We start from the raw sequence: 24,178 nt of genomic DNA on the forward strand, positions 1-24,178 counted from the left end.
CCATGAACGACGCCGCGGCACCGGCCTCCGACCCGGCACCGTCGGACCGGATCGTCAACGTGCCCAACGCGCTCAGCGTGTTGCGGCTGCTCGGCGTGCCGCTGTTCCTGTGGCTGCTGCTGGTCGAGAAGAACGACGCCTGGGCCCTGGTGGTCCTCATGGTGTCCGGCTTCACCGACTGGCTCGACGGCAAGCTGGCGCGCGTGCTCAATCAGCAGACCAGGCTGGGGGAGTTGCTCGATCCCGCCGCCGACCGGCTGTACATGATCGCGGTGCCCATCGCACTGGCGATCCGCGGGATCATCCCGTGGTGGGTGCTCGCGCTGATCGTGGGCCGGGAGGTTCTCCTCGCGGGCACGGTGCCCTTCCTGCGCAGCCGCGGCATCACCGCACTGCCCACGCTGTACCTGGGCAAGGCCGCCACCATGGCGCTGATGTACGCGCTGCCGATGCTGTTGGCGGGCACCTTCGACAACTGGCTGGGCACGGTGATGCACCCGCTGGGCTGGGCCTTCCTGATCTGGGGCTTGGGGATGTACTGGTGGACCCTGGCGCTGTACTGGTACCAGACGGTGCTGGTGGTGCAGCGGCTCCCGCGGCGGACGTAACCACACCGGTCACAGGGGTTAACACCGGGGCGTGTTGCTCGACCCCGGTGCCGCCCACTAAGTTGAAACCGCCGCGCGCCCGGCGCAGCCCTCGCGAAAGGAAGTCTGAAGTGAGCGCCAGCTTTCCCGGAGAACTGCTGTACACGCCCGATCACGAGTGGCTGCTGAAGAAGAGCGACACGGTGGTCCGGATCGGGATCACCGAGTACGCGCAGGATCAGCTGGGCGACGTGGTCTTCGTGCAGCTCCCCGAGGACGATGCCGAGGTCACCTCCGGCGATTCGTTCGCCGAGGTGGAGTCGACCAAGAGCGTCTCCGACATCTTCGCGCCGCTGGCCGGCCGCGTGGTGGCCGTGAACGGCGAGCTGGACTCCAGCCCCGATCTGATCAACTCCGATCCGTACGGCGAGGGGTGGATCGTCGAGATCGAGGCCGCCTCGCCCGAGGACCTCGAATCGGCGCTGGGCGAACTGCTCGACGCGGACGGCTACAAGGCGCTGACCGCCGAGGCCTGAGCGGGCGGTGAAGTCCGTTCCTTAGAACGGCTTTAGAGCCCCGACGATCGGCCGCCCCTGAGGCGCCGGTCGCGGTACCGTGGACAACAACATCCCGAGGTACCGCAAACTTGAACACCTGTGCAGTAGGAACTGACGAAGGAGCGATGTGAGCGAGAACGACAAGGGCTTCGACGAGGCCCCCGTGGAGACCACCTCGGTGTTCCGTGCCGACATCATCCGCGAGATGGACGCCTCCGGCGGATCCGAGAGCGAGGCTCCGGTCACGGGCCTGGAGAACCTCCCGGCCGGCGCGGCGCTGCTCGTGGTGAAGCGCGGACCGAACGCGGGCTCTCGCTTCCTGCTCGATCAGGAGGCCACCTCGGCCGGTCGTCATCCCGACAGCGACATCTTCCTCGACGATGTCACCGTCTCCCGCCGGCACGCCGAGTTCCGCGCGGTCGAGGGTGGTTTCACCGTGGTGGACGTGGGCAGCCTGAACGGCACCTACGTCAACCGTGAGCCGGTCGACGCGTCGCCGCTCGCCCACGGCGACGAGGTGCAGATCGGCAAGTTCCGCCTGGTGTTCTTCGTACCCACCGCGGGCTGAACCCGGTGACGGCCCCACGTCAGGAATCCACCGCCCCGAGCGCAATGTCGATCGGGGCGGTGCTGGAGCAGCTCCGCGCGGAGTTTCCGGACGTGACCATCTCCAAGATCCGATTCCTCGAGTCGGAGGGGCTGGTCACGCCCGACCGGTCCCCGTCGGGCTACCGGCGCTTCTCGCCGAAGGACTGCGAGCGGCTGCGCTACGTGCTCACCGCTCAGCGTGATTACTACCTGCCGCTCAAGATCATCAAGGAGCAGCTGGACGCGCACGATCGCGGCGAGAGCGTCGAGGGCCCGGCCCCACGTGCCCCGCGCACGCTGACGGCGGTGTCGTCGAAGACGGCCCCGGCCACCGATTTCTCCGCGCGCCGCCAGACCCGGATCAGCCGCGCCGATCTGCTGGGCCGGTCCGGCGCCGACGAGGCCTTCCTGCGGGAGCTGGAGCGCTCGGCGCTGCTGACCTCCGGCAAGGCGGGCTTCTTCGACGAGGACGCGGTCGAATTGGTCCGCGCGGCCAAGGCGCTCGCCGAGTACGGGCTCGAGGCCCGGCACCTGCGGGCCTTCAAGACCTCCGCCGACCGTGAGGCGGGTCTGATCGCACAGATCGCGAACCCCGTGGCCCGCGGCGGCGACGCCGGTGCCGCGGAGCGGGCGGCGGAGCTGATCCGCGAGCTCGCGGCGCTGTCCGTGACCTTCCACACCCAGTTGGTCAAGTCCGCTGTCAAAGACGCCGTTCGGTAGTCGGTGCAACCCAATTCGGCCGCCGGTAAGGTGAAGCCATGATCGAGATGACGGTCGCGGGCATCCGCATGGACCCGCCGCAGGACGATCCGGTGCTGCTGCTCCGCGAGGTGGGCGGCCCCCGGTATCTGCCCATCTGGATCGGGCAGGGCGAGGCCACGGCCATCGCCATCAAGCTGCAGGGCGTGGAGCCCAGCCGCCCGCTGACGCACGACCTGATCGGCGACCTGCTGGAGACCCTCGGGCGCTCGCTCACCGAGGTGCGCATCACCGGGCTGCAGGAGGGCACCTTCTACGCCGATCTGGTGCTCGACGGTGACGAGACCGTCTCCGCCCGGCCGTCGGACTCGGTCGCGATCGCGGTGCGGCTCGCGGTGCCGATCTTCGCCGAGGAAGAGGTGCTGGCCGAGGCCGGGCTGATCCTCCCGGATGATGAGATCGACTCGGAGACAACCGAATCCGGTGAAGAAGCGCCCGCCGAAGAAGAGGTGGAGAAGTTCAAGGAGTTCCTGGACTCCATCTCGGCCGACGACTTCAAGGCCCCCGGCGAGTCCTGAACGTCGGTTCGCGCACTCGCTCGCTCGAAGATCACGATTCGGTCTCGACCTAAAGTTCAACTTGAGGTTATGGGTGTGTCGCGTTGATTCGGACGCTTCGGCCCCCTAGCGTTCACGCCGGACACCGCGAATGGCACCGAGGGAATTACACCGACGGCCGGAACGCGGGAGGCGTACTCTGAGGAGTGCGCACGGGACCTACGAGGGAGACGGCAGTGACCGATCAGGTTGGCACCGGGCAGGGCGATAACCCGCAGGCGAGCACGCTCGTGGGTACACAGGGCTCGCTCGACGACATCGCGCCGGGCCTGTTCCCGAACGACACCATCCCCGATGAGCTGCTCGGATACCGCGGCCCCAGCGCCTGCCAGATCGCCGGCATCACCTACCGCCAGCTCGATTACTGGGCCCGCACCTCGCTCGTCGTCCCGTCGATCCGCAGCGCCGGCGGCTCGGGCACCCAGCGCCTGTACTCGTTCAAGGACGTTCTCGTCCTGAAGATCGTCAAGCGGCTGCTGGACACCGGCATCTCGCTGCAGAACATCCGCGTCGCCGTCGACCACCTGCGCCAGCGCGGTGTGGAGGACCTGGCCCGCATCACCCTGTTCTCCGACGGCACCACCGTCTACGAGTGCACCAGCGCCGAAGAGGTCGTCGACCTGCTGCAGCACGGCCAGGGCGTCTTCGGCATCGCCGTCTCCGGCGCGATGCGCGAGCTCACCGGCACCATCGCCGACTTCCCGGGCGAGCGGGCCGACGGTGCCGCCGCCGACGCGGCCCCCGAGGACGAGCTCGCCTCGCGCCGCCGCAACCGCTCCCGCGCCACCGGCTAAATCGCATTGCGGCGCCCATCGTGCGCCGCCTAGGTTCATCGCCGTGGCTCACATCGCGATGTTCTCCATCCCCGCCCCCGGGCACGTGCTTCCGGCGCTCGATCTGCTCGCCGAACTGGTGCGCCGCGGGCACCGCGTGACCTACGCGAACGACCCGTCGATGCGGGACGCCATCGAGGCCACCGGCGCCGAACTCAAGCCCTACACCTCGGTGATCCCGAAGCTCGGCGAGGCGGCCACGGCGGACGCCGAGGACGGTTTCGCCGGCGACGTGATCGACCAACTCTCCGTGTTCGCCGACGAGTACGAGAACCAGCTGCCGCAGTGGTTCGCCCTGTACGAGGACGACCGTCCCGATCTGATCCTCTACGACATCGCCGGCGCCATGAGCCTGGTCCTCGCCCGGGCCTGGGGCGTTCCCGCGCTCCAGGTTTCGCCGACGTACGTGGCCTGGGAGGGCTACGCCGACGATATGGCCGACTTCCACACCATGCTCCGCACCGACCCTCGGGGCATCGCGATGCTGGCCCGACAGGACGCACTGCTCGCCCGGTACGGCATCGAGACGGACTCGCTGGAGTTCATCGGCACGCCGGAACGGTCGCTCGTGCTCATCGCGCCGTCCATGCAGCCCAACGCCGACCGCGTGGACCGCTCGATCTACACCTTCACCGGACCCGCGCGCCGCCTTCCGGAGGCGGCACCGTCGGCCCAGGACCGCCCGGCCACCCTGCTGGTGTCCTTCGGGTCGGCCTTCACCGACCAGCCCGACACCTACCGCGCCGCCTGCGACTTCGCCGTCGCCCGCCCGGACTGGCGGGTGATCCTGCAGGTGGGCGGGCGCACCGACCCGTCGACGGTGACCGCCTCCGACGGTGCGCTGCCGCCCAACGTGGAGGTGCACCCGTGGATCGATCAGGTCACGGTGCTGGGCGAGACGGACGTCTTCCTCACCCACGCGGGCATGGGTGGCAGCACCGAGGCGATGCTCACCGGCACACCGGTGATCACCGCGCCGCAGGCGGCGGACCAGTTCCAGAACGCCGAGATGCTGGCCTCGGCGGGGATCGCGGTGCCATTGCCGGAGGAGCTGGACGCGGTGTCGCTGGGGGCGGCCTGCGACGCCGCCCTGCAACTCACGGGCCGTGCGCGGGAGCTCGCGGCGGAACTGGCCGAGCTCGGTGGGCTGGACCGCGCGGCCGATGTGGTGCTGGAGCTGCTGCCCTCCGCGGGCGGGCCGAGTCACCGTACGGATGTCCTGCTGGATTGAGTTAGAATCGTCGGGCGTCGCAACACCGCGTGGGAGAGCCCAGCGGGCACCGTCGAGCACGGGCCCCGGGCGCCGAAGGAGCAACACCTCTCCGTCAATCTCTCAGGCACCAGGACCATGCGGGTTGGGCGCCTCTGGAGCCGCCGGCGACTGAGGGGGAGGGCAGCGCCGGTCGTCCCTCGCGCCCGGCACGTCACGGCCCGGAGGTTCCCCAGTGTCCGACAGCACTTCCGCAAGCAACTTCCCCGCTCGCCACATCGGCCCCGACGCCGGTGAGCTGGAGCAGATCCTGCGCGTGATCGGCGTCGACAGCCTCGACGACCTGGCCCGCGCCGCGGTCCCGTCGGCGATCCTCGACCCCGCCGACGACAACGGCCTGGGCGCACTGCCCGCACCGATCGACGAGCACGAGGCCCTCGCCGAGCTGCGTGCGCTCGCCGACCGCAACACCGTGGACCGCACCATGATCGGCCTCGGCTACTACGACACGCTGACCCCGCCGGTACTGCTGCGCAACATCATCGAGAACCCGGCCTGGTACACCGCGTACACGCCGTACCAGCCCGAGATCAGCCAGGGCCGCCTCGAGGCGCTGCTCAACTTCCAGACCATGGTCTCCGACCTCACCGGCATGGAGATCGCCAACAGCTCCATGCTCGACGAGGCCACCGCCGCCGCCGAGGCCATGACCCTGCTGCGCCGCGCCGGCAAGTCCAAGAGCCCGCGACTCGTGGTGGACCGGGACGTCTTCCCGCAGACCCTCGCCGTGATCGAGACCCGCGCAGAGCCGCTGGGCATCGAGGTCGTGGTCACCGACGTGATCGCGGACGGCCTGCCCGAGGGCGAGTTCTTCGGCGTCATCCTGCAGACTCCCGGTGCCTCGGGCCGCATCCCCGACGTGCAGACCGTGATCGACGCCGCGCATGAGCGCGGCGCACTGGTCGCCGTCGGCGCCGACCTGCTGGCCATGACCCTGCTGACGCCTCCCGGCGAGCAGGGCGCCGACGCCTGCTTCGGCACCACCCAGCGCTTCGGCGTGCCGCTCGGCTTCGGCGGTCCGCACGCCGGCTACCTCGCGGTGCACGAGAAGCACGCCCGGCAGATCCCCGGCCGCCTCGTGGGCGTCTCCGTGGACGCCGACGGCAGCCTCGCCTACCGACTCGCCCTGCAGACCCGCGAGCAGCACATCCGCCGCGAGAAGGCCACCAGCAACATCTGCACCGCGCAGGTGCTCCTGGCCGTGCTGGCCGCGATGTACGCCAGCTACCACGGCCCCGAGGGCCTGCGAGCGATCGCGCTGCGTGTGCATGCCCGCGCGTCGGCGCTCGCTGCGGGCCTCGGCGACGCCGTGGTGCACGCCGACTTCTTCGACACCGTGCTCGTGCAGGTGCCCGGCCGCGCCGACGACGTGATCGCCGCCGCCAAGGCCGCCGGGTACAACCTGTGGCGCGTCGACGACGACCACGTCTCGGTGGCCGCCGACGAGACCACCACCGAGGCCGACGTCGCCGCGGTGCTCAAGGCCTTCGACGCGCAGCCGGTGGACGCGGCACCGTCGGACATCGAGAACCGCAGCTCGGAGTTCCTCACGCACCCGGCCTTCCACAACTACCGCACCGAGACGGCGATGCTGCGCTACCTGCGCAAGCTGGCCGATAAGGACATCGCGCTCGACCGTTCGATGATCCCGCTGGGCTCGTGCACCATGAAGCTCAACGCGACCGCCGAGATGGAATCGATCACCTGGGCCGAGTTCTCGCGGCTGCACCCGTTCGCGCCCGCCGCCGACAGCGAGGGCATCCGCGCGCTGATCGCCCAGTTGGAGGAGTGGCTGGTGGCGATCACCGGCTACGACAACGTCTCGCTGCAGCCGAACGCCGGCTCGCAGGGCGAGTACGCGGGCCTCCTCGCGATCCGCAACTACCACCTCTCGCGCGGCGATGCGCACCGCACCGTCTGCCTGATCCCGTCGTCCGCGCACGGCACCAACGCGGCCTCGGCCGTGATGGCGGGCCTGAAGGTGGTCGTGGTGGCCTCGCGCGAGTCGGGCGATGTGGACACCGCGGATCTCAAGGAGAAGATCGCCAAGCACGCCGACGAGCTGGCGGCGATCATGATCACCTACCCGTCCACGCACGGCGTGTACGAGCATGAGGTGCGCGAGATCTGCGGCGCGGTGCACGAGGCCGGCGGTCAGGTGTACGTGGACGGCGCGAACATGAACGCCCTGGTCGGCCTCGCGCGGCCCGGCAAGTTCGGCGGCGACGTCTCGCACCTGAACCTGCACAAGACCTTCTGCATCCCGCACGGTGGTGGCGGCCCGGGCGTCGGCCCGATCGGCGTGCGCAGCCACCTCGCGCCCTTCCTGCCCGGGCACCCGCTGGAGCCCTCCCTCGGAAACGGTCCGACGATCTCGGCCGCGCCGTTCGGCAGCGCGTCGATCCTCCCGATCACGTGGGCGTACATCCGGATGATGGGTGCTTCCGGCCTGCGGAAGGCGACGCTGACCGCGATCGCCTCGGCGAACTACATCGCTGCGCGCCTGAACGATTCGTTCCCGGTGCTGTACACGGGCGAGAACGGCCGCGTCGCGCACGAGTGCATCCTCGACGTGCGCGGCATCTCGAAGGACACCGGCGTGTCCATCGACGACGTCGCGAAGCGGTTGGCCGACTACGGCTTCCACGCGCCCACGATGAGCTTCCCGGTGGCGGGCACGCTCATGGTGGAGCCCACGGAGAGCGAGTCGCTCGGTGAGATCGACGAGTTCTGCGACGCGATGATCGCCATCCGCGCGGAGATCTCGCGGGTCGCCTCGGGGGAGTGGCCGGTGGAGGACAACCCGCTGCGCGGTGCCCCGCACACCGCCGAGTGCCTGGTGAGCGAGTGGAACCACCCCTACTCGCGCGAGATCGCCGTGTACCCCGCGGGCCTGCCGTCCGGCGGTGCGCGCGCCAAGGTGTGGCCGTCCGTCCGGCGGATCGACGGTGTGTACGGCGACCGAAACTTGGTCTGCTCCTGCCCGCCGATCGAGGCCTTCGCTGAGTAACCAGTCGTTGACCCATGGTTCGCTGACGTAAACTGCGAGCCATGGGGCAGTGGGTGGAGGAGAACGCCGAGGTCTTGGCGAATCTCGCGGTGATCGGGCTGTTGCTGGTCGTGGTCGGTGTCCAGGCCTGGCGATACCGTGGTGATCGGCGCACCACGTCGTCGACCAATGACATGCTCGTCGGCTACGCGGTCGGGTTCGCCGTGATCCTCCCCGTGCAGGTACTGCGGGTGACGACCGTCGGCGCGCCGGAATCCGCCTCGGCGTCCCTTGCGTGGAGCGTCGGCTCGACGATGGCCCTGTTCGCGATCGCGTTGGCGGTCGCACACCTGCGGAACCGGCGGCAGGTCGCGCGTGACGACGAGGAGGTCCGGTCCGCCCGCGACGCGATTCCCGCCGCGGCGCGGTCGTACTTCCGCGACGGCGATTTCCCGGTGCGCGCGGGATTCGCGCTGTCGTCTCCGGCCGCCCCGGACCCCGACCATGCGACCGATCTGGTGGGCTACTGGGCCTTCGCCGCCCTCGACAGCGGCGACTACGTGGACTTCTCGCGGACGATCCACTACACGACGATGGTCCGCGGCTGGCAGCTCTCCTCGCCGACGCTGATCGAGGCTCTCCCCGTGCTCGTCGCCCCGTTCGTGCGCAGCGGTGACAAGGAGTGGGACCCCGACGTCGACCGCGCCTTCCGTCGCACCGCCCTCGCCCTCCTCACCACCCGATTCGGCTCGCCGGTCCCGGCATGAGTGCAGTCTGGGGGACCGTGCTCGGACTGACAGTGCTAGTCGCGCTCGGGAGGCCTATGAGCCGCAGGATCGGCCCACTTCCTCGCGTCCGTATCCGCGATTGGCTGCGCGGAGCTCTGGCTGTCCTCGGTTGGTGGATCATCGTCGGCGTGGTCGTCGGCGTACTCCGGCCCGATCGATCCGCATTCGTGGACGGAATCGTCGTCGCCGTGTCAGCGGCGCCCGTCGTGTTCCTCCCGGACGTTGTCAGTCTCTTGCGTCGCCGTGGAGACGAGTCTGCATTGAGTGACGGGGCGTCGCGGGAAACCGTCACTGAGTGCAGACTCGACGGCCGTCCTCAGAGCTCCGCCGCGGAAACCGAGGCGCAGAGCGCCGATGCGCCCATGGCCGCTGAGGACGACGCGCGATCTGGAACGCCACGTTCGGACGACCGCAGGTGAGCTACTTCGGCGGTGTGATCGTCGGCTCCCTCGCCATGCTCCTGCTCGCGATCCCCGTCGGCGCCGTGATCGGAACACACACCCGGAAACGGCGGATCAAGGACTGGGTCCTCGACTACATTCCGCCGCTGCTCTGGGCTGTGTTGGCTCCGCTCCTCGTGTTTGCCCTGTGGCCCGACCGGTCGCGGTTCGTCGAGGGCATCACTGTCGGCGTTGCCATTATGCCGATGGTCTTCCTTCCCGACATGGTCTCCGCGATCCGCCACCGTCGAGACGACGAGACTGCCGAATTGTCCGCGCCGGCCCTGACATCCGTACCAATCCGCAGACTCGATGTTCCGGTCGCGCGGTTCGGCGCCGACGTCGAGGAGCACTTCGCCGATCCTGTTGTCCGGGGCCGCTATGTGATCGCCGCGTATCGACGCGGCCTGCTCTCCGATGCCGAGCTGCCCCCAGCGGTTGCGGGCCTCGGCGATCTGGGGCCGGCCTGGGTGGAACTGGCCACCCCCGCGGTGACCAGTGCCGGGGGCACGGTCGAGCGGGCCGCCGCGGACATCGGCTACGACCGTTCCGCGGACGAGGCGGACGCCGACGTCACCACGCAGCTCATCCACTACGCCCTGCGCACCGGCGACGCCCGCCGGTACCGCGAGGCGCTCGTCGCCCTCGTGCCATCGGTGGAGCTCGCCACGGTTGTGAAGGACGAGCCCGAATGGATGCGGAGCCATCGGCGCGATGGACTGCGCGAGAGCATCATCGACAATCTCGACGCCCGATTCGGGCCGCAGCTGACCGACACCGTCCACGCCCACTTCGCCGACCCCACCACCCGTGCCCACGACCTGATCGTGAGCTACCGCCTCCAAGCGATGCCCTCGGCCGACGTGCCACAGCGGGCCGCCGAAGTCATCGCCGACCTACCCGGCGCGGGGGAGGCGTGGACGGAGTTGGCGATGGCATCGTCGACCAGCCCGCGCTCGGAGCTCGAACCGATCCTCGACCGCGCCGCCGAGGAGATCGGCTACCACCGCGACCCGCTCGCGGCGGAGTGCGACCTGTACGAGGCCGCCGCCTACCGCGCCGTCGTGGATTGCCGGGTGAGAGAAGAGTCGCAACGCCTGTGGGCCCTGACGTGGAACGATGACGTGTACCTGGAGGGCGGGCACGATCCAGCCCTCGAGGGCCTGCGCGATGCCCACGCCGCCGCGGGCGACGATTATCACGACCAGATCCGCGACACCCGTCATCACCTGATCGACTACCTGAACGCGCACTACTAGCCGACTTTCGGTGCCTTTCTGCGGCCGACACCGCGCTGCGACCGCAGAAAGGCACCAAAAGTCGGCGGAGGACATATTGTGCCGGTATGACCGATCTCCTGCTCAACATCGCCGGATGCGCTGTCGGAGCGGTACTCGCGATGGTGCTGATCGAATGCGGACTCAAGGTCGCGGGTTCGCGTCCCCGCCCGGCCACCACCAGGAGCGACGACGTATGGAGCTGGGTCGCGGGCGCGGTGACCATGGCGATCGCGATCGCGTTCACCCAGTGGTCCGGGTGGAACGACTCGCCGATCCTCAGCTTCGTGCCCTTCGGCGTCGCCATCGGCGTGCTCACGAGCTCGCCGGGGGTATTCGCGGCCCTACGCGAGCGCGGCCGATCCCGCGAGAACGCTCAGTAGCCGGCGGAGCCGATCAGCACCGTCAGTGCGGCGAGGTGGGATGGGTGCAACCGCTCATCCGCCTCGGCGGTGTATCCGATCGGGAGCGTGCGCCGTGACGTCACGACTCCCGCGGTGCCGGCATCGTCGGTGATCCGCAGGGAGACCGGCACGATCAGGTGCAGTGGCCCGATGGTGGAAGCCTGGGCCAGCACGCGCGCGAATGACCGCTTCGTGCCCCTCTCCATCGCGGTCCCGGCGAAGGACGCACTCTTGATGGACCAGACGCGGCGAACACCGTCGGCGTGGAGTTCGGAGTGGAACTCGGCGCGATCGTCGCTGCCCTCGACGAACCACGATCGCCCGCGACGGACCACTCGGAAGACGACGTCACCATCGCCGGAGCGGAAATCGAGATCGCCGCGATCATCTCGCCGGGACTTCAGCGATCCGAACGCATCGGACCGCACCGTCCAGTTCCCGGACCAGCCGAGCGAGGCGACGAGGCGGGTCACTTCGGGGTGATGGCGTCGGCGATGGCGATGACCGCAGGGTTCGCGGCGGGCGCGAGCGGCTCGACGGTGCCGAAGGAGACCGACGGGGTCTTGGCCGGGGTGGACTGTCCGGACACCCGGAAACCTGCCTCCGCCAAGGGCTTCGCATTGTCGGCCTTACCGACGTAGGCGACGAAATCGGATGCGGCGCGACGCTGCGCCGCGGAGACACCCTCGCGGTCGAGGACCGCCGCGGGATAGGTGGCGGACGCGGTGGGACCCGCCGGGTACACGGCGACGGGTGCGGTCTCGCCCCGGCCGCGGGCGAAGGCGAAGAGCTGCTGTTCGGTGGTGGGCACCGCGCGCAGCGTGTCCGACGGCACCATCAGTCCCTCGAGCGCGGCGGTGGTGTTCGCGGTCTTCGGCGCGGACGCGGCCCAGCGGTTGAGGGTGCCGGTCACCAGCGGACCGCGCGCGGCCTCCTCGGTGATCGCGGCACCGCCGGTGCGGGCCACCGCGGCGCCCACGGTCTGCGCCGCGAGGTACGTGCCGTCGGCGCCCGCGCCGGTGGGCAGCGTGATCCGCAGATCGGGCTGGCGGGCCGGAACATCGACCCACCGCACACCGTCGAAGGTCTGGCGCGCCGAACCCCGCACCGCGAGCACCACGGGCGAGGAGGCGATGGAGGTGGGCTGACCCGACACCTCGGACGGCTTGGCGGCAGCGAGCCGCGCCGTCCAGGTGGCGCTCTCCGGGATCCACAGCGCCGGTGCCGGACCGAGCTTCGCATCCCACGTGCCGGACAGTGCCGATAGCGCAACGGGGGAGTCGACGCCGGTGATCTCCACCTTCGGGCAGTAGTCGTTCGACACCGTGCCGGAGGAGTTGAATCCCTCGGCCACCCGGCGCAGCGACTCCACCAATGCGGGCGCCGCGGCCACCTTCAGGGAGAGCTCGCCCTCCACACACGTGGCGGCGGCATCGCGGCCCTCCTGCTCGGAGCGGCCCAGCAACCAGACCATCGCCGCGGCCACCGCGATCACCACGAGGACCGCCGCGATCGCCGCGACGACCCACCGCGCGAGCCCGCGAGAACCCGTACCCGACCTATGCGTTCCCATCGAGAGCAACCTACCCGAAGACGCCGCGCGGTGGGGGAGGTGAGTCCTGTGCGTTGTCCCTGGTGATGGGCTTCGCGCCGCCGATGAAGCGAGCGATTTCCGCACCGTCCAGCAGGGTTCCCGGGAAGGGGTCGCCGGCCAGGCGGCGGGGGAGTCCGTCGGGCACTGTTCCCGCCACCAGGACCAGGTTCCCGAACCGCCGGCCCTTGAGGATGGCGGGTTCCGCGGCCACCACGACATCGCCGAAGACATCGGCGATGGTGGCCGTCACCGAGCGGGCGAAGGCGAGCGGTGGACCGTCGCCGATGTTGAGCGCGACGGCCGCGCCGGGTGCGAGCAGGGGCACGAGCGAGGTGAAGAACTCGCCGGTGGTGAGCGCGCCCGGGGTCCGGGCCCCGGCGAAGACGTCCAGGATCAGCAGATCGACGTTGCCGTGCAGCCCGCCGGGCAGCAGCGCACCCGCCTCCGCCGCGTCCGCGCAGCGCACCTTGATCTGCTCCCGCTTCGGCAGCGGCATCGCCGCCCGGACCGCATCGATCAGTGCCCGGTCCGACTCGATCACCTGCTGCCGCGACCCGGGCCGGGTCGCCGCGATGTACCGCGGCAGCGTGAAGCCGCCCCCGCCCAGGTGCACCGCGGTGATCGGATCCCCCACGGGTCGCACCAGATCGGCGACGTGGCCGATCCGGCGGACGTACTCGAAGACCAGGTTGGTCGGATCGTCGAGATCCACGTAACTCTGCGGCGTCCCGTCCAGGAACACCGTGAACGCACCGGGCCGGTCACGATCGTTCTCGATCGCGACCGGCCCGGTCTCACGTTCCTCGGTCAGCTGTTCGCGGCCTTGAACTCGCGACGGCGCGCGTGCAGGATCGGCTCGGTGTAGCCGTTCGGCTGCGCGCCACCCAACAGCACCAGGTCCTTCGCGGCCTGGAAGGCGATGTTGGTGTCGAAATCGGGCGCCAACGGACGGTACGACGGGTCGCCCGCGTTCTGCTGGTCGACCACCGGCGCCATCCGCTTGAGCGACTCGACGATCTCGTCCTCGGTGACGATGCCGTGCCGCAGCCAGTTCGCCAGCAGCTGCGAGCTGATGCGCAGCGTGGCGCGATCCTCCATGAGGGCCACATCGTGGATGTCGGGCACCTTGGAGCAGCCGACACCCGCATCGATCCAGCGGACCACGTAGCCGAGGATCGACTGGCTGTTGTTGTCGAGCTCCTCACGCTTCTCCTCCGCCGACCAATCGGCGAAGGTCGCCAGCGGGATGGTGAGGATGTCGTCGACCGACGCCGGATTGCGCTTGGCGATCTCGTTCTGCACCTCGAAGACGTCCACCAGGTGGTAGTGCAGGGCGTGCAGGGTCGCGGCGGTGGGCGAGGGCACCCACGCGGTGGTGGCGCCGGCCTTGGGCTGGGCGATCTTCTGCTCCAGCATCGCGGCCATCAGATCGGGCATGGCCCACATGCCCTTACCGATCTGCGCCTTGTGCTGCAGGCCCGCGTGCAGGCCCACGTCCACGTTGGAGTCCTCGTACGCGGGGTACCAGGTCTGGCCCTTGATATCGGCCTTGCGGACGAACGGTCCGGCCACCATCGAGGTGTGGATCTCGTCGCCGGTGCGATCGAGGAAGCCGGTGTTGATGAACACCACGCGGTCGTTCGCGGCGGCGATCGCGGCCTTGAGGTTCACCGAGGTGCGGCGCTCCTCGTCCATGATGCCCACCTTGAGGGTGCGGGCGGGCAGGCCGAGGACCTGCTCGACGCGCTCGAAGATCTCGGCGGCGAAGGCCACCTCCTCGGGGCCGTGCATCTTCGGCTTGACGATGTAGATCGAGCCGGTGCGCGAGTTCTTGATCTCGCCCGACAGGCCGTGGATCGCGATCAGCGAGGTGACGATGCCGTCGAGGATGCCCTCGCCGATCTCCTCACCGTTCAGCAGGATCGCGTCGGTGGTCATCAGGTGGCCCACGTTGCGCACGAACAGCAGCGAGCGGCCGTGCAGGGTGAGCGGCGAACCGTCCACCGCGGTGTAGGTGCGGTCCGGGTTCAGGGTGCGGGTGAAGGTCTTGCCGCCCTTGCTGACCTCTTCGGCGAGATCGCCCTTGTTCAGGCCCAGCCAGTTGCGGTAGCCGACCACCTTGTCGTCGGCGTCGACGGCCGCGACCGAGTCCTCGAAGTCCATGATCGTGGTGACGGCCGACTCGACCAGCACGTCCTTGACGCCGGCGCGATCGGTCGAACCGATCGGCGAGGCCGGATCGATCTGGATCTCCAGGTGCAGGCCGTTGTGGCGCAGCAGGATGCCCGACGGTGCCGCGATGTCGCCCGCGTAGCCGACCAGGGCCGACGGATCGGCCAGGCAGTAGGTGGCGTCCTCGCTGGAACCGGACGCGCCCTTGACGTCGGCGACGAGCTGGCCGCCCTCGATCCGGTACGCCGAAACGGCGGCGTGCGAACCGGCCTCGAGCGGCACGGCCTTGTCCAGGAAGTCCTTGGCGAAGGCGATCACCTTGTCGCCGCGGACCTTGTTGTAGCTCGAGCCCTTCTCGGCGCCGTCGGCCTCCGAGATGGCGTCGGTGCCGTACAGCGCGTCGTACAGCGAACCCCAGCGGGCGTTCGCGGCGTTGATCGCGAAGCGCGCGTTGAGGATCGGCACCACCAGCTGCGGGCCGGCGGTCGAGGTGATCTCGCTGTCCACGTTCTCCGTGGTGATCTCGCGATCCTCGGGCACCGGCACCAGGTAGCCGATGTCGGTGAGGAACTGCTTGTACACCGGGAAGTCGACCTCGCCGGGGTTGGCGGCGTGGAAGTCGTCGATCTTCGCCTGCAGCTCATCGCGCTTGGCGAGCAGGGCCTTGTTCTTCGGCGCGAGATCGCCGATGAGCTGCGCCGCGCCGGTCCAGAAGGCGGCCTGGTCTACACCCGTCCCCGGAAGGGCCTCGTTGTTGATGAAGTCGTAGAGGACCGTCGCGACATCGAGGCCGGCGACGGACGTGCGGGCGGTATCGGCCATGGCAGTTTCAACCCTTCGTCGTTAAGCAGTACGCGCATCATGTTACTCCGCGCAGGTTCCCCGTCCGCTCCGCGGTGACCACCTGGCCGTAGTCCAGTTTCACGAGCTGATCGGCCCTGTCGAAGTACCGGTCGTCGTGGGTGATCACGATCACCGTCTTCCCGCGGGCACGCAGATCGGGGATGATCCGATCGTAGAAGACCGCACGGAACCGCGGGTCCTGATCCGCGGCCCACTCGTCGAACAGGTACACCGGCCGGTCCTCCAGCAACGCGGTGAGCAGCGCCAGGCGCTTGCGCTGCCCCGTGGACAGGGCGACCGTCGATAGCCGCCCGTCGGCAACGGTGACCGCGTGCCCCAACTCCAGCTCGTGCAGCAGCGCGCGCACCCGATCGTCCAGATCGTCGGCAGCGAGCCCGAGGTAGTCGTCGAACAGGTGGAAATCGGAGAACACCGCCGCCGTGTGCTGGCGGAACCACTCGGTGTTGTGCGGACCGATCGGCTCGCCTCCCACGAGCAGCATCCCGGTGCGCGGCGGATACAGGCCCGCGATCACCTTCGCCAGCGTCGACTTCCCGCTCCCGTTCCCGCCGACCAGGAAGGTCACCTCACCCGGGCGCAGCGCCAAGTCGACCGGCCCGAGCCGGAACCCGTGCCCATCGAGCGGATGCCCAGGAGGCATCCCCGGGCCCGGGTGCGACGGTGCGCCGCCCGGCATCGGCGCGCCGGGCGCGCCCTGCATCGCTGTTCCGGGCCCGCCCGGGGGATGCGGCGGCCGAACGCCGGGCGGCCCCGGCGGCGGCTCCGGCAGGTACTCGTAGCCCACCCCGCGCAGCTCGACGGTGGCGTCCGCGGCGAGCGGCCGATCGTCGTAGGGCAGTGCGGATTCGTCGCGCGGGGTCTCCAGCGACAAGTCCATGGCCCGGATCTTCGCCAGCGCCACATCACCACGCACCAGGTCCGGGATGCGGTGCATGAGGCTCTGCATCGGCATCGACAGGAACGTGGTCACCAGGACGTAGCCGATCATCGTCTCCCGCGGCAGCTCCAGCGCCCGGGCCAGCACGAACAGGATCACCACCATGGTGCCGAGCTGCAGCACCTGGCCCAGTGCCTGCCCGCCCGCGAACCGAGTGCCTGCCGCTACGTGCCGCTGCCGCAGGCCGGTCGCGGTGCCCACCAGCCGGCGGTCCAGGAAATCGGCGCGCCGGCCGCGGTGCAGTTTGAGCTCCTTGATGCCGCGGGTCACCTCGTGGAACGAGCCGATCAGCGCATCGTCGAGCTCGCGGGCCCGGCGGTAGTGCTCACGCACCTTGCGCAGCACCGTCTCCACACAGGCGATGCCGATCAGCGTGCCCGCCACCGACACCGCGAACAGCGTGCCGGAGACCGTCGCCAGATAGGTGAGCGCGCCGATGATGGTGGCCAGATCGATGCACAGGCCCGGGATACCGGAGAGCGCCATCGACAGCGAGCGCACGTCCTCGGTGAGAGTGGCCAGCAGCCGGTGATCGCCCAGCCGCTCGATGTGCTCCAGCGGCGCCGCGAGTACCCGCTTCGACAGCTGCACCCGCAGCCGGTACACCGCCGCCTGCGCCAGGTGCAGCAGCACCAGCTGCGAGGCGACGCCCGCCGTGACCACCACCGCGGCGGTCACGATGAACTCGGACACCGTGACCGTGGGCATCGGCCCGGGAGCGACCAAGCCGTTGATCAGCGTGAGCAGATAGGCGTTCGCGCCGCCGGCGATCAGGCCCGCCACCACCGCCGCGGCGATCGCCGCGGGGGAGATGGAGAACAGGAATCTCAGGAGCTTCACGGTGCGGTCCTCACTCCCCGCCGATGACGTCGAACAGGAAGCCCTCGACCGTGACCCCCGGGGCGAACGAGAAGGCGATCCCCGTCTGCGGTTCGGTACCCGCGGTGCGGGCGGCGAGCAGCCGTTCGAGGACGAACAGCAGCGACACGCTGAGCATGTTCCCGTGCTCGGCGAGCACCGCCCAACTGGTCTCCGAGGCGGCCCGCGGCAGCCCCAGCGCGGCGCTCGCCGACTCGATGATCTTCGGCCCGCCCGGGTGGATGGCCCAGTGCGCGATCGCATCCCGGTCGAGTCCATTGCGTTGCAGGACCCCGTCGACCACCGGTGCCACACCGTCGATGATGTACCGGGGCAGCGACTGCGCCAGCTCGCACGTGATGCCGTTCGCGTTCACGCCCAGGACGATCCCGTCCTCGGCGTCGTCGAGCAGGTGCGCGAAGGTGTCCCGGACCACGATGCTCCCGGCGGGCAGCGGGTGCCCCACCTCGCTGGCGCCGATCACGGCGGCACCGCAGCCGTCGGCGAACAGGCTGGAGATCACCACATCGTTCGGGTCACCCGCGAACACCGCGTTCACCGAACTCAGTTCCAGGCACACCATGAGCGACTTGCGATCCGGGTGCGCGCGCACGTAATCGTTCGCCACCCGCAGGGCGTTCATCGCCGCCGCGCACCCCATGAAGTTGACCACCACCCGGCTCGTCGAGGCGGGAAGGCCCAGGGCGCGCACCACCGCCACGTCGACCCCGGGTGCGAGGAAGCCGGTGCTGGTGACGAAGACGAGCTGCCCGACATCGGCGGGGTCGACGGTGCCGAGCGCACGCCGGGCGGTGTCGATCGCGAGCGGAGCGGCGTGCTCGGCGAACAGGTCCATCCGCTCGCGGACGGTGTCCGGCCGGGCGCTGAAGGCGGCGAAATCCTCGTCCAGCGGGTCGATCGCCAGGTGCCGGGTATCGATCATCGTCTTCGCGTACACCCGGCGGATGCGTTCGGCCTGGGCCGGATCGTCGAACCGGGAGGCCACCCGCTCGGCCGACGCGGCCTGATCGAAGGCGCCCGACGGTGAGCCGGTGGCGAGGGATTCGATCACCGCGACCGCGGTCGGCGGCGCCGGGGGAGCTCCGCGCCACAGCGGCTCGGGCAGAGGCGGCTGCTGCAGCGCGGTGTCGATACCGTGCGATGCGTTCATGGGGGTACTCCTAGATGAGGCTGGGGCGATCAGACGGTGCCGATGCCGGTGAAACCCGCGACGACGTAGGAACCGGAGGTGCGCAGGGCCTTCGGCGAGAAGTGCTCGCGCAGGAAACCGTGCCCCTCGGCCTGTGCGGTCCGGGACTTCGAGAACAGGAAGGTGCGCACCTGGTCGGGGAGCCGGTCGAAGAAGAAGCTGCGCGCCGGCAGCCATTCGACGCCGAACTTCGCCGCCTCCTCGGCCATCACCCGCTCGGTGGCGATGTTGGCGAAGCCGCTGCGCTGGTAGGGCAGCACGTGATGCACGCGGTGGCTGGACAGTCCGGCCGAGAGGAAGCAGTCCACGTAGCGGTTGCCCGAGATCTTCAGGTCGTAGGCCTGGTGCAGCTGGTTGACCGCCCAGTCCTCGGTATCGGGTTCGGGCAGCTCGTCGACATCGGTCTCGAAGTCGTGGCTGGCGACCACCAGGAAGGTGCTCACCCACAGCACGGCCACGAACTGCGCGACCCACGCCCAGATGTCACCGAGGAACAGGAACAGGAAGAACTCGCCGATCAGCAGCACGCGCATGCCGAAGGCGCCCACGAAGTGCGGGAGCGCGCCGCGCAACGAGCCGTACATGTCGGCGACGCCCACCTGCCGGGTCAGCTTGACGATCTCGAACAATCGCGAGGTCATGCCTGTCGCGGTGTGGCCGAACTTGTGCAGGGTGTGGATCGGCACCCGATACCACCGCGGGATGTCCATCATCATGGTGAAGACGTTCTTCTTGATGTCCACCTCGCTTTGCGTGTGCGGGTGGTGCAGCAGCGCGTGACCGTCGGCGGTGACGAAGGACAGCGCGACGTAGTTGATGTCGAAGGCGTTCACCAGGACCTTGTTCTTGCCCTTCTGCGCCCGGTGGATCGCGTAGTGCCCGAAGCCCGCCAGCGAGCTGCGGAGCACGACCATGGCGATCACGAACAGCGGCAAGGGCATCCACGCCGGTACCGACAGCCGAGTGGCGATCACCGCGACATAGGCCACGGCCAGCGCGAGGGCGGCTACGTCGAACCAGCGGTCCATCCGCGTGATCCGCGCCGCGAGCGCGGGATCGCGCAGCCGCTTCTTCACCTGATGCAGCAGATCGTCCGGATCGTCGAACCGGTAGCGCGGGGTATCGCGCCAACTGTCGAATCCGTCCTTGAAAAGGAACGCGGGGGCATTGTTCTTAGGATGCACATCTTCAATTCGTGCGTCCCGGTCGAGCGCGAATCGTTCCAGCATCCGCTCGATCTTCTCGGGATCCTTGTGATACGACCCGATGATCGAGGTGATGTCCCGGTTCTTCGAGCGGCCGATGAAGAATTCTCCGCCCGGGTGTTTGTTGATCCATTCCGAGAGGTCGTAGGCGCGGCCTTTGTAAACCCATACATCGGACAACTGCGGTCCACCGCCCGGCCCGGGTCCGCCGGGGCCGGGGCCGGGACGTGAGTCCGGGTCCGGACGTGCACCGTCCGGACCTCCGGGTGGCTCCGGGCGGGCGCGGTGGAGATCGCGCGGGCCCGGATCGTGCGCGCCTTCCTGCGGCGGCACGGTGGGATTCTGAGTCACTGGTCGTCCTCCTGACGAGACGGTTTTCCCGCCGTTACCTGACACTGTTCCGTCGCACGCTAATGGATCGCCAAAGGACGGCCAGTCCTACCGGGAAAATGTCCGATTCATCCCAGTTCGAAGATCGAATGTCCGCCTGAATTCTGCGCCGAGTGATGCATACTCGACCTCGGGTTGCGCGGAATGCCCGCTATCCCGGGGTAACGACCACCGATACCCGCACTTCACACACAAAGGGGGGCTCATGAGCCTGAAAGCGTCTCGCGCGGTGATCGCATTGTTCGCGGTCGGTGCGCTCGCGATCACCGGCTGCGCCGATAAGAAGACCGAGTCGGGGGCCGGGGGGACCACCACGGCCGGGACATCGGCCGCGGCGGGCTCGTCCAAGCCGCTCGATGCGAACGGACTGCCCAAGGCGGACATCGTCTCCGAGGCCGCCAAGGCCACCCGGGAGACCTACTCCGAACACCTGGTGCTCACCGTGGCCAAGGCCATCCAGGGCCTGCCCGTGTCCAGCGTCAACGGCGACATCACCTCGGACAAGGACACCAAGAAGGTGGCGGCCCAGGGCGATGCCAACGTGCGCATCCAGGAGAACTACGTGCAGACCAAGTTCGTGGTGATCGACGGCACCCTGTACGCCAACCTGGGCGGCCCGAAGTTCCAGGACATGGGCAAGACCGGCGAGAAGGGCGTCTACGACCCCGCCGTGATCCTCGACCTCGACAAGGGTCTCGGCAAGGTCGTCGAATCGGTCCAGAACCCCAAGGTCGAATCCCGGGAGACGGTCAACGGTCTCAAGGCCGTCAAGGTCACCGGCACCGTCGATCCGAAGGTCCTGGACCCGATCCTGCCGCAGATCACCGAGGTCGCGGCCAAGGGCGGCAACACAACGCTGCCGATCACCCTGTGGATCGTCGACGATGCGGCTGCGAACCCGCAGCCCAAGCCGAACGTCACCAAGTTCCAGGTGAACCTCAAGGACGGCGACATCGACCTGAACCTCACCGATTTCGGCAAGAAGGTCGAGGTCACCAAGCCGGCGATGTAGCCGGGGCGCGGCCGGACGGGCGTCAGAAGCCCTTCGACCGCAGGAACTTCGCGAGGGTCTCCACGCTGTCCGGCGTACGCGGCCCCTCGACCAGCGCGGCGTACGGGAGGGTGAGGATGTTGCCCTCCCGTACCGCCGTGGTGTTGGCCATCAGCGGCTGCGAGCGGAGCTGGGCGATCTTCGCCTCCGGCGTGTTCTCGGGTCCCACGCCGTAGTCCACGATCACGATCACCTGCGGATCACGTTGCGCCGCAGCCTCCCAGGAGCTCGTGGTCCACGAGTCGTTGATATCGGCGAAGACATTCGTGGCGCCCGCGGATTCGATGATGGCCTGCGGGGTGCCGGTGCGGCCCGACGTGAACGGATCGGGCGAGGCGCTGTCGAACAGGAAGACCCGGGCCTTGCGCGCATCGTCCTTCGGCGCCTGGGCGCGCACCGCGGCGATCCGCGCCCGGTACTGCTCCACCAGCTGCCGGCCGCGGTCCGGCACACCGAACAGGGTGCTCAGGTTCTCCAGGTCCGTGTACAGGGCGTCCAGCGGCGGCATCACGCCGCGCTGCTTGGTCCCGGGCTGCCGGCACGCCTCGGAGAGCTGGTACGGAACCGCGCCGATCTGCCGGATCCAGTCCGGCGTCACCCCGGTGGTCTCCTGGAATCCGTAGCTCCACCCGCCGAACACGAAATCGGGGTTCGCGGCCTGGATCACCTCCCGCGTGAAGGCCGTCCCGAGGTTCGGCGCCCTATCGAAATCGGCCTTCCACGGCGAGGTCTGGTAATCCACGTGCTTGCCGTCGTAGGTGGTGTACCCCGCCAGTCGGTCGGTCAGGCCGAGCGCGAACAGGATCTCGGCGTTTCCCGTGTCGTTGACCACCACCCGGCTCGGGATGCCCGGCACCGTCAGCGGCGCACCGCAGTTGGTGACCGTCGCGGCGCGCCCGGAGCTCGGCGACGGCGCCGCCTCCTCGACCTTCGCGCCGCAGCCGGCCAGCAGGGTGGACGCGGCGAGGATCGCGGCGGCGGGGCGCCGGGGCAGACGGTTCATGAATCGTTCCTGTTCGTCGGGGGAGGGGAGAGCTCGTCGAAGATCACCTGCGGCACCCGCAGGCGGGGGTGGGACACCACGTGCGCCCCGATGCCGAAATGTTGCTCGATGGTGGCGGGCGTGATGATCTCCGCGGGGGTCCCGGAGCACGCCAGCGCGCCATCGGTGAGGACGTAGAGCCGATCGCAGTACTGGGCGGCCAGATTCAGATCGTGCAGCACGGCGATCACAGTGACGCCGAGATCGCGTGCGGCGCTGAGCACCGCGAACTGGTGCCGCACGTCGAGGTGATTGGTGGGCTCGTCGAGGACCAGGACCTTCGGCTCCTGCGCGAATGCGCGGGCGATCAACACCCGCTGCGCCTCCCCACCGGAGAGCGTGCCGAACTGCCGGTGCGCGAAGGGTTCCGCGCCCGCCGTCGCCAGCGCCCGGTCGACCGCGGCGTCGTGCACGGCCGAGGACAGGCCCCGGCGCCGGTGCGGCAGTCGCCCGGTGTCCACGATCTCCCGGCCGGTGAAGCCGATGTCGAAGGGAGCGTGCTGCATCACCGCGGCCACCTGCCGGGCGTTCTCGGCCAGGCTCACCGCGGTCACGTCCGCCCCGTCCACCGTCACCGTTCCCGCGTGCGGTTTCAGCACCCGGTAGACGCAGCGCAGCAGCGTCGACTTACCACTGCCGTTGGGCCCGACGACACCGATGAACTCGCCCGCCGCGGCGGCCAGGCTCACCCCGGCCACGATCCGCGCGCCGCCGATCGCCACGTCGACCCCCGAATACTCCACCCGCACTACGCGCCCCCGACCGTGCGGCGCCGCATCAGCGCGATGAACAGGGGCACGCCCACCGCCGCCGTGATCGCACCCAGCGGCAGTTCCTGCGGCGGCACCACCGTACGCGCTGCGATATCGGCGAGCACCAGGAACAACGCCCCCAGTGCGGGCGCCACGAGCAGCACCCGGCGGTGATCGGCGCCCACCAGCAGGCGCGCCACGTGCGGCACCACCAGACCGACGAATCCGATGGCGCCGCAGACGGAGACGATGATCCCCGTCATCGCCGCGGTGAGCACGAACAGCGCGGTCCGGAAGCCGGAGGCGGAGACACCCATGGAGATGGCCACCTCGTCGCCCAACGCCAGTGCGTTCAGCCGGCGGGCGTTGCCGCGCAGGATCACCAGGCCCACGGCCACCGCGACCGCCACCAGCGCGGTGGTGCGCCAGGTGGCCGACGACAGGCTGCCGAACAGCCAGAACATCACGGTGCGTGCCGCATCGCCGCGGGGCGCGAGGAAGACCAGCACGGTGGTGACCGCCGAGAAGCCGTAGGCCAGCGCCGTGCCCGTGAGCACCAGCCGCAGCGGGGAGAGCCCGCCGTCGCGGTAGGCGATGGCGTACACCAGTGCGGTGGCGCCGAGCGCCCCCAGGAAGGCCGCGGTCGGCAGCGCGTACAGGCCCAGCGTGCCGAGCACGCCGAACAGGGCCACCGAGGTCGCGCCCACCGACGCGCCGGACGAGATCCCGAGCACGTACGGATCGGCGAGCGCATTGCGCACCATCGCCTGCACGGCAACGCCGATCGCGCTCAGGCCCGCGCCCACGATCGCCGCGCTCAGCACCCGCGGGATCCGGGAATCGGCCACGATCCGATACGAGGTCGCCTGATCGGCGGGGATGGTGCCGCCCGAGACGAAGGCCCAGAGGTAGCGCGTGGCGTCCTGCCAGGGAATCCGCACCGTCCCCAGGACCACACCCAGCCACATCGCGCAGAGCAACGCGATCACCAACAGCGCCAGCAGCACTGCGATACGGCGCGACGGAACCACCCGCACTCCGCGACTCCCCTCGG

Annotated in this window: 22 protein-coding genes and 1 riboswitch; of the genes, 12 read left to right on the forward strand and 10 right to left on the reverse strand. The window is 69.4% G+C overall.

The annotated features are described in order from the left end of the window. Nucleotides 1-2: 2 nt before the first annotated feature. The 11 genes from ABD108_RS09255 (at nucleotide 3) to ABD108_RS09305 (ending at nucleotide 11,028) form a co-directional block, all read left to right on the forward strand. Entirely contained in the window at nucleotides 3-608 is a 606-nt protein-coding gene (locus ABD108_RS09255) for a CDP-alcohol phosphatidyltransferase family protein (RefSeq protein ID WP_220658659.1), read from the forward strand. A gap of 110 nt (nucleotides 609-718) precedes the next feature. Further along, nucleotides 719-1,123, forward strand: a complete 405-nt coding sequence (gene gcvH / locus ABD108_RS09260; RefSeq protein ID WP_220658660.1) for a glycine cleavage system protein GcvH — start codon at nucleotides 719-721, stop codon at nucleotides 1,121-1,123. Nucleotides 1,124-1,271: 148 nt separating this feature from the next. Further along, nucleotides 1,272-1,712 (forward strand): oxoglutarate dehydrogenase inhibitor Odhl, encoded by a 441-nt coding sequence (gene odhI, locus ABD108_RS09265; protein ID WP_305110449.1) that lies wholly within the window; start codon nucleotides 1,272-1,274, stop codon nucleotides 1,710-1,712. 5 nt (nucleotides 1,713-1,717) lie between these two features. Next, the gene (ftsR, locus tag ABD108_RS09270; RefSeq protein WP_439655412.1) at nucleotides 1,718-2,452 is read left to right on the forward strand and encodes a transcriptional regulator FtsR; all 735 of its coding nucleotides are present in this window, start codon (nucleotides 1,718-1,720) and stop codon (nucleotides 2,450-2,452) included. A gap of 38 nt (nucleotides 2,453-2,490) precedes the next feature. Next, nucleotides 2,491-3,009, forward strand: a complete 519-nt coding sequence (locus ABD108_RS09275) for a bifunctional nuclease family protein (protein ID WP_220658662.1) — start codon at nucleotides 2,491-2,493, stop codon at nucleotides 3,007-3,009. 215 nt (nucleotides 3,010-3,224) lie between these two features. Beyond that, nucleotides 3,225-3,842: a MerR family transcriptional regulator gene (locus tag ABD108_RS09280; protein WP_220658663.1), complete on the forward strand. Its 618-nt coding sequence runs from the start codon at nucleotides 3,225-3,227 to the stop codon at nucleotides 3,840-3,842. Nucleotides 3,843-3,885: 43 nt separating this feature from the next. Next, nucleotides 3,886-5,112, forward strand: a complete 1,227-nt coding sequence (locus tag ABD108_RS09285; protein WP_255585778.1) for a macrolide family glycosyltransferase — start codon at nucleotides 3,886-3,888, stop codon at nucleotides 5,110-5,112. 20 nt (nucleotides 5,113-5,132) lie between these two features. Beyond that, nucleotides 5,133-5,240: riboswitch (glycine riboswitch) on the forward strand. A gap of 86 nt (nucleotides 5,241-5,326) precedes the next feature. Further along, entirely contained in the window at nucleotides 5,327-8,161 is a 2,835-nt protein-coding gene (gcvP, locus tag ABD108_RS09290) for an aminomethyl-transferring glycine dehydrogenase (RefSeq protein WP_343930114.1), read from the forward strand. 41 nt (nucleotides 8,162-8,202) lie between these two features. Then, a complete protein-coding gene (locus ABD108_RS09295) occupies nucleotides 8,203-8,907 on the forward strand; it encodes a hypothetical protein (RefSeq protein WP_220658665.1) in 705 nt (234 codons plus the stop codon). Nucleotides 8,908-9,343: 436 nt separating this feature from the next. Next, entirely contained in the window at nucleotides 9,344-10,627 is a 1,284-nt protein-coding gene (locus ABD108_RS09300; RefSeq protein ID WP_343930115.1) for a hypothetical protein, read from the forward strand. Between the two features lie 86 nt (nucleotides 10,628-10,713). Continuing rightward, complete coding sequence (locus ABD108_RS09305) at nucleotides 10,714-11,028, forward strand: hypothetical protein (RefSeq protein ID WP_220658667.1); 315 nt, start codon at nucleotides 10,714-10,716, stop codon at nucleotides 11,026-11,028. Here ABD108_RS09305 and ABD108_RS09310 read toward each other — a convergent pair. The 7 genes from ABD108_RS09310 to ABD108_RS09340 form a co-directional block, all read right to left on the reverse strand. Then, nucleotides 11,022-11,522 carry a hypothetical protein gene (locus ABD108_RS09310; protein ID WP_220658668.1) on the reverse strand — a complete coding sequence of 167 codons (501 nt, stop codon included), beginning with the start codon at nucleotides 11,520-11,522 and terminating at the stop codon, nucleotides 11,022-11,024. The genes ABD108_RS09305 and ABD108_RS09310 overlap by 7 nt on opposite strands. Further along, complete coding sequence (locus ABD108_RS09315; protein WP_305110456.1) at nucleotides 11,519-12,622, reverse strand: substrate-binding domain-containing protein; 1,104 nt, start codon at nucleotides 12,620-12,622, stop codon at nucleotides 11,519-11,521. Before ABD108_RS09315 ends, ABD108_RS09310 begins: the two co-directional genes overlap by 4 nt. 10 nt (nucleotides 12,623-12,632) lie before the next feature. Continuing rightward, nucleotides 12,633-13,385, reverse strand: coding sequence for a spermidine synthase (locus ABD108_RS09320; protein WP_343930116.1), 753 nt, complete (start codon nucleotides 13,383-13,385; stop codon nucleotides 12,633-12,635). Between the two features lie 65 nt (nucleotides 13,386-13,450). Next, complete coding sequence (locus ABD108_RS09325) at nucleotides 13,451-15,637, reverse strand: malate synthase G (protein WP_343930117.1); 2,187 nt, start codon at nucleotides 15,635-15,637, stop codon at nucleotides 13,451-13,453. Between the two features lie 37 nt (nucleotides 15,638-15,674). After that, the gene (locus ABD108_RS09330; protein ID WP_343930118.1) at nucleotides 15,675-17,456 is read right to left on the reverse strand and encodes an ATP-binding cassette domain-containing protein; all 1,782 of its coding nucleotides are present in this window, start codon (nucleotides 17,454-17,456) and stop codon (nucleotides 15,675-15,677) included. A gap of 10 nt (nucleotides 17,457-17,466) precedes the next feature. Next, nucleotides 17,467-18,645: a type III polyketide synthase gene (locus ABD108_RS09335; RefSeq protein ID WP_343930119.1), complete on the reverse strand. Its 1,179-nt coding sequence runs from the start codon at nucleotides 18,643-18,645 to the stop codon at nucleotides 17,467-17,469. Between the two features lie 29 nt (nucleotides 18,646-18,674). Beyond that, entirely contained in the window at nucleotides 18,675-20,240 is a 1,566-nt protein-coding gene (locus ABD108_RS09340) for a fatty acid desaturase (RefSeq protein ID WP_425579774.1), read from the reverse strand. Between the two features lie 244 nt (nucleotides 20,241-20,484). On the opposite strand from ABD108_RS09340, the gene ABD108_RS09345 reads away from it, so the two are divergent. Further along, a complete protein-coding gene (locus ABD108_RS09345; RefSeq protein WP_343930120.1) occupies nucleotides 20,485-21,291 on the forward strand; it encodes an LppX_LprAFG lipoprotein in 807 nt (268 codons plus the stop codon). A 22-nt stretch (nucleotides 21,292-21,313) separates the two neighbouring features. Here the strand turns inward: ABD108_RS09345 and ABD108_RS09350 are convergent, their stop codons facing one another. Genes ABD108_RS09350 through ABD108_RS09360 form a run of 3 tightly spaced genes read right to left on the reverse strand, consistent with a single transcriptional unit; the run spans nucleotide 21,314 to nucleotide 24,161 of the window. Further along, nucleotides 21,314-22,333, reverse strand: a complete 1,020-nt coding sequence (locus ABD108_RS09350) for an ABC transporter substrate-binding protein (protein WP_343930121.1) — start codon at nucleotides 22,331-22,333, stop codon at nucleotides 21,314-21,316. After that, the gene (locus ABD108_RS09355) at nucleotides 22,330-23,121 is read right to left on the reverse strand and encodes an ABC transporter ATP-binding protein (RefSeq protein WP_220658676.1); all 792 of its coding nucleotides are present in this window, start codon (nucleotides 23,119-23,121) and stop codon (nucleotides 22,330-22,332) included. The genes ABD108_RS09350 and ABD108_RS09355 overlap by 4 nt, the downstream gene beginning before the upstream one ends. Next, complete coding sequence (locus ABD108_RS09360) at nucleotides 23,121-24,161, reverse strand: FecCD family ABC transporter permease (RefSeq protein ID WP_462972193.1); 1,041 nt, start codon at nucleotides 24,159-24,161, stop codon at nucleotides 23,121-23,123. Before ABD108_RS09360 ends, ABD108_RS09355 begins: the two co-directional genes overlap by 1 nt. Nucleotides 24,162-24,178: the final 17 nt, after the last annotated feature.

Source organism: Tsukamurella strandjordii (genome assembly GCF_039525985.1).
Lineage (GTDB): Bacteria > Actinomycetota > Actinomycetes > Mycobacteriales > Mycobacteriaceae > Tsukamurella > Tsukamurella strandjordii.

Coding starts and splice junctions, on each gene's coding strand:
- ABD108_RS09345 (WP_343930120.1), top strand. CDS start 20,485: ATGAGCCTGAAAGCGTCTCGCGCGGTGATCGCATTGTTCGCGGTCGGT.
- ABD108_RS09255 (WP_220658659.1), top strand. CDS start 3: ATGAACGACGCCGCGGCACCGGCCTCCGACCCGGCACCGTCGGACCGG.
- ABD108_RS09350 (WP_343930121.1), bottom strand. CDS start 22,333: ATGAACCGTCTGCCCCGGCGCCCCGCCGCCGCGATCCTCGCCGCGTCC.
- ABD108_RS09295 (WP_220658665.1), top strand. CDS start 8,203: ATGGGGCAGTGGGTGGAGGAGAACGCCGAGGTCTTGGCGAATCTCGCG.
- ABD108_RS09275 (WP_220658662.1), top strand. CDS start 2,491: ATGATCGAGATGACGGTCGCGGGCATCCGCATGGACCCGCCGCAGGAC.
- ABD108_RS09305 (WP_220658667.1), top strand. CDS start 10,714: ATGACCGATCTCCTGCTCAACATCGCCGGATGCGCTGTCGGAGCGGTA.
- ABD108_RS09325 (WP_343930117.1), bottom strand. CDS start 15,637: ATGGCCGATACCGCCCGCACGTCCGTCGCCGGCCTCGATGTCGCGACG.
- ABD108_RS09335 (WP_343930119.1), bottom strand. CDS start 18,645: ATGAACGCATCGCACGGTATCGACACCGCGCTGCAGCAGCCGCCTCTG.
- ABD108_RS09315 (WP_305110456.1), bottom strand. CDS start 12,622: ATGGGAACGCATAGGTCGGGTACGGGTTCTCGCGGGCTCGCGCGGTGG.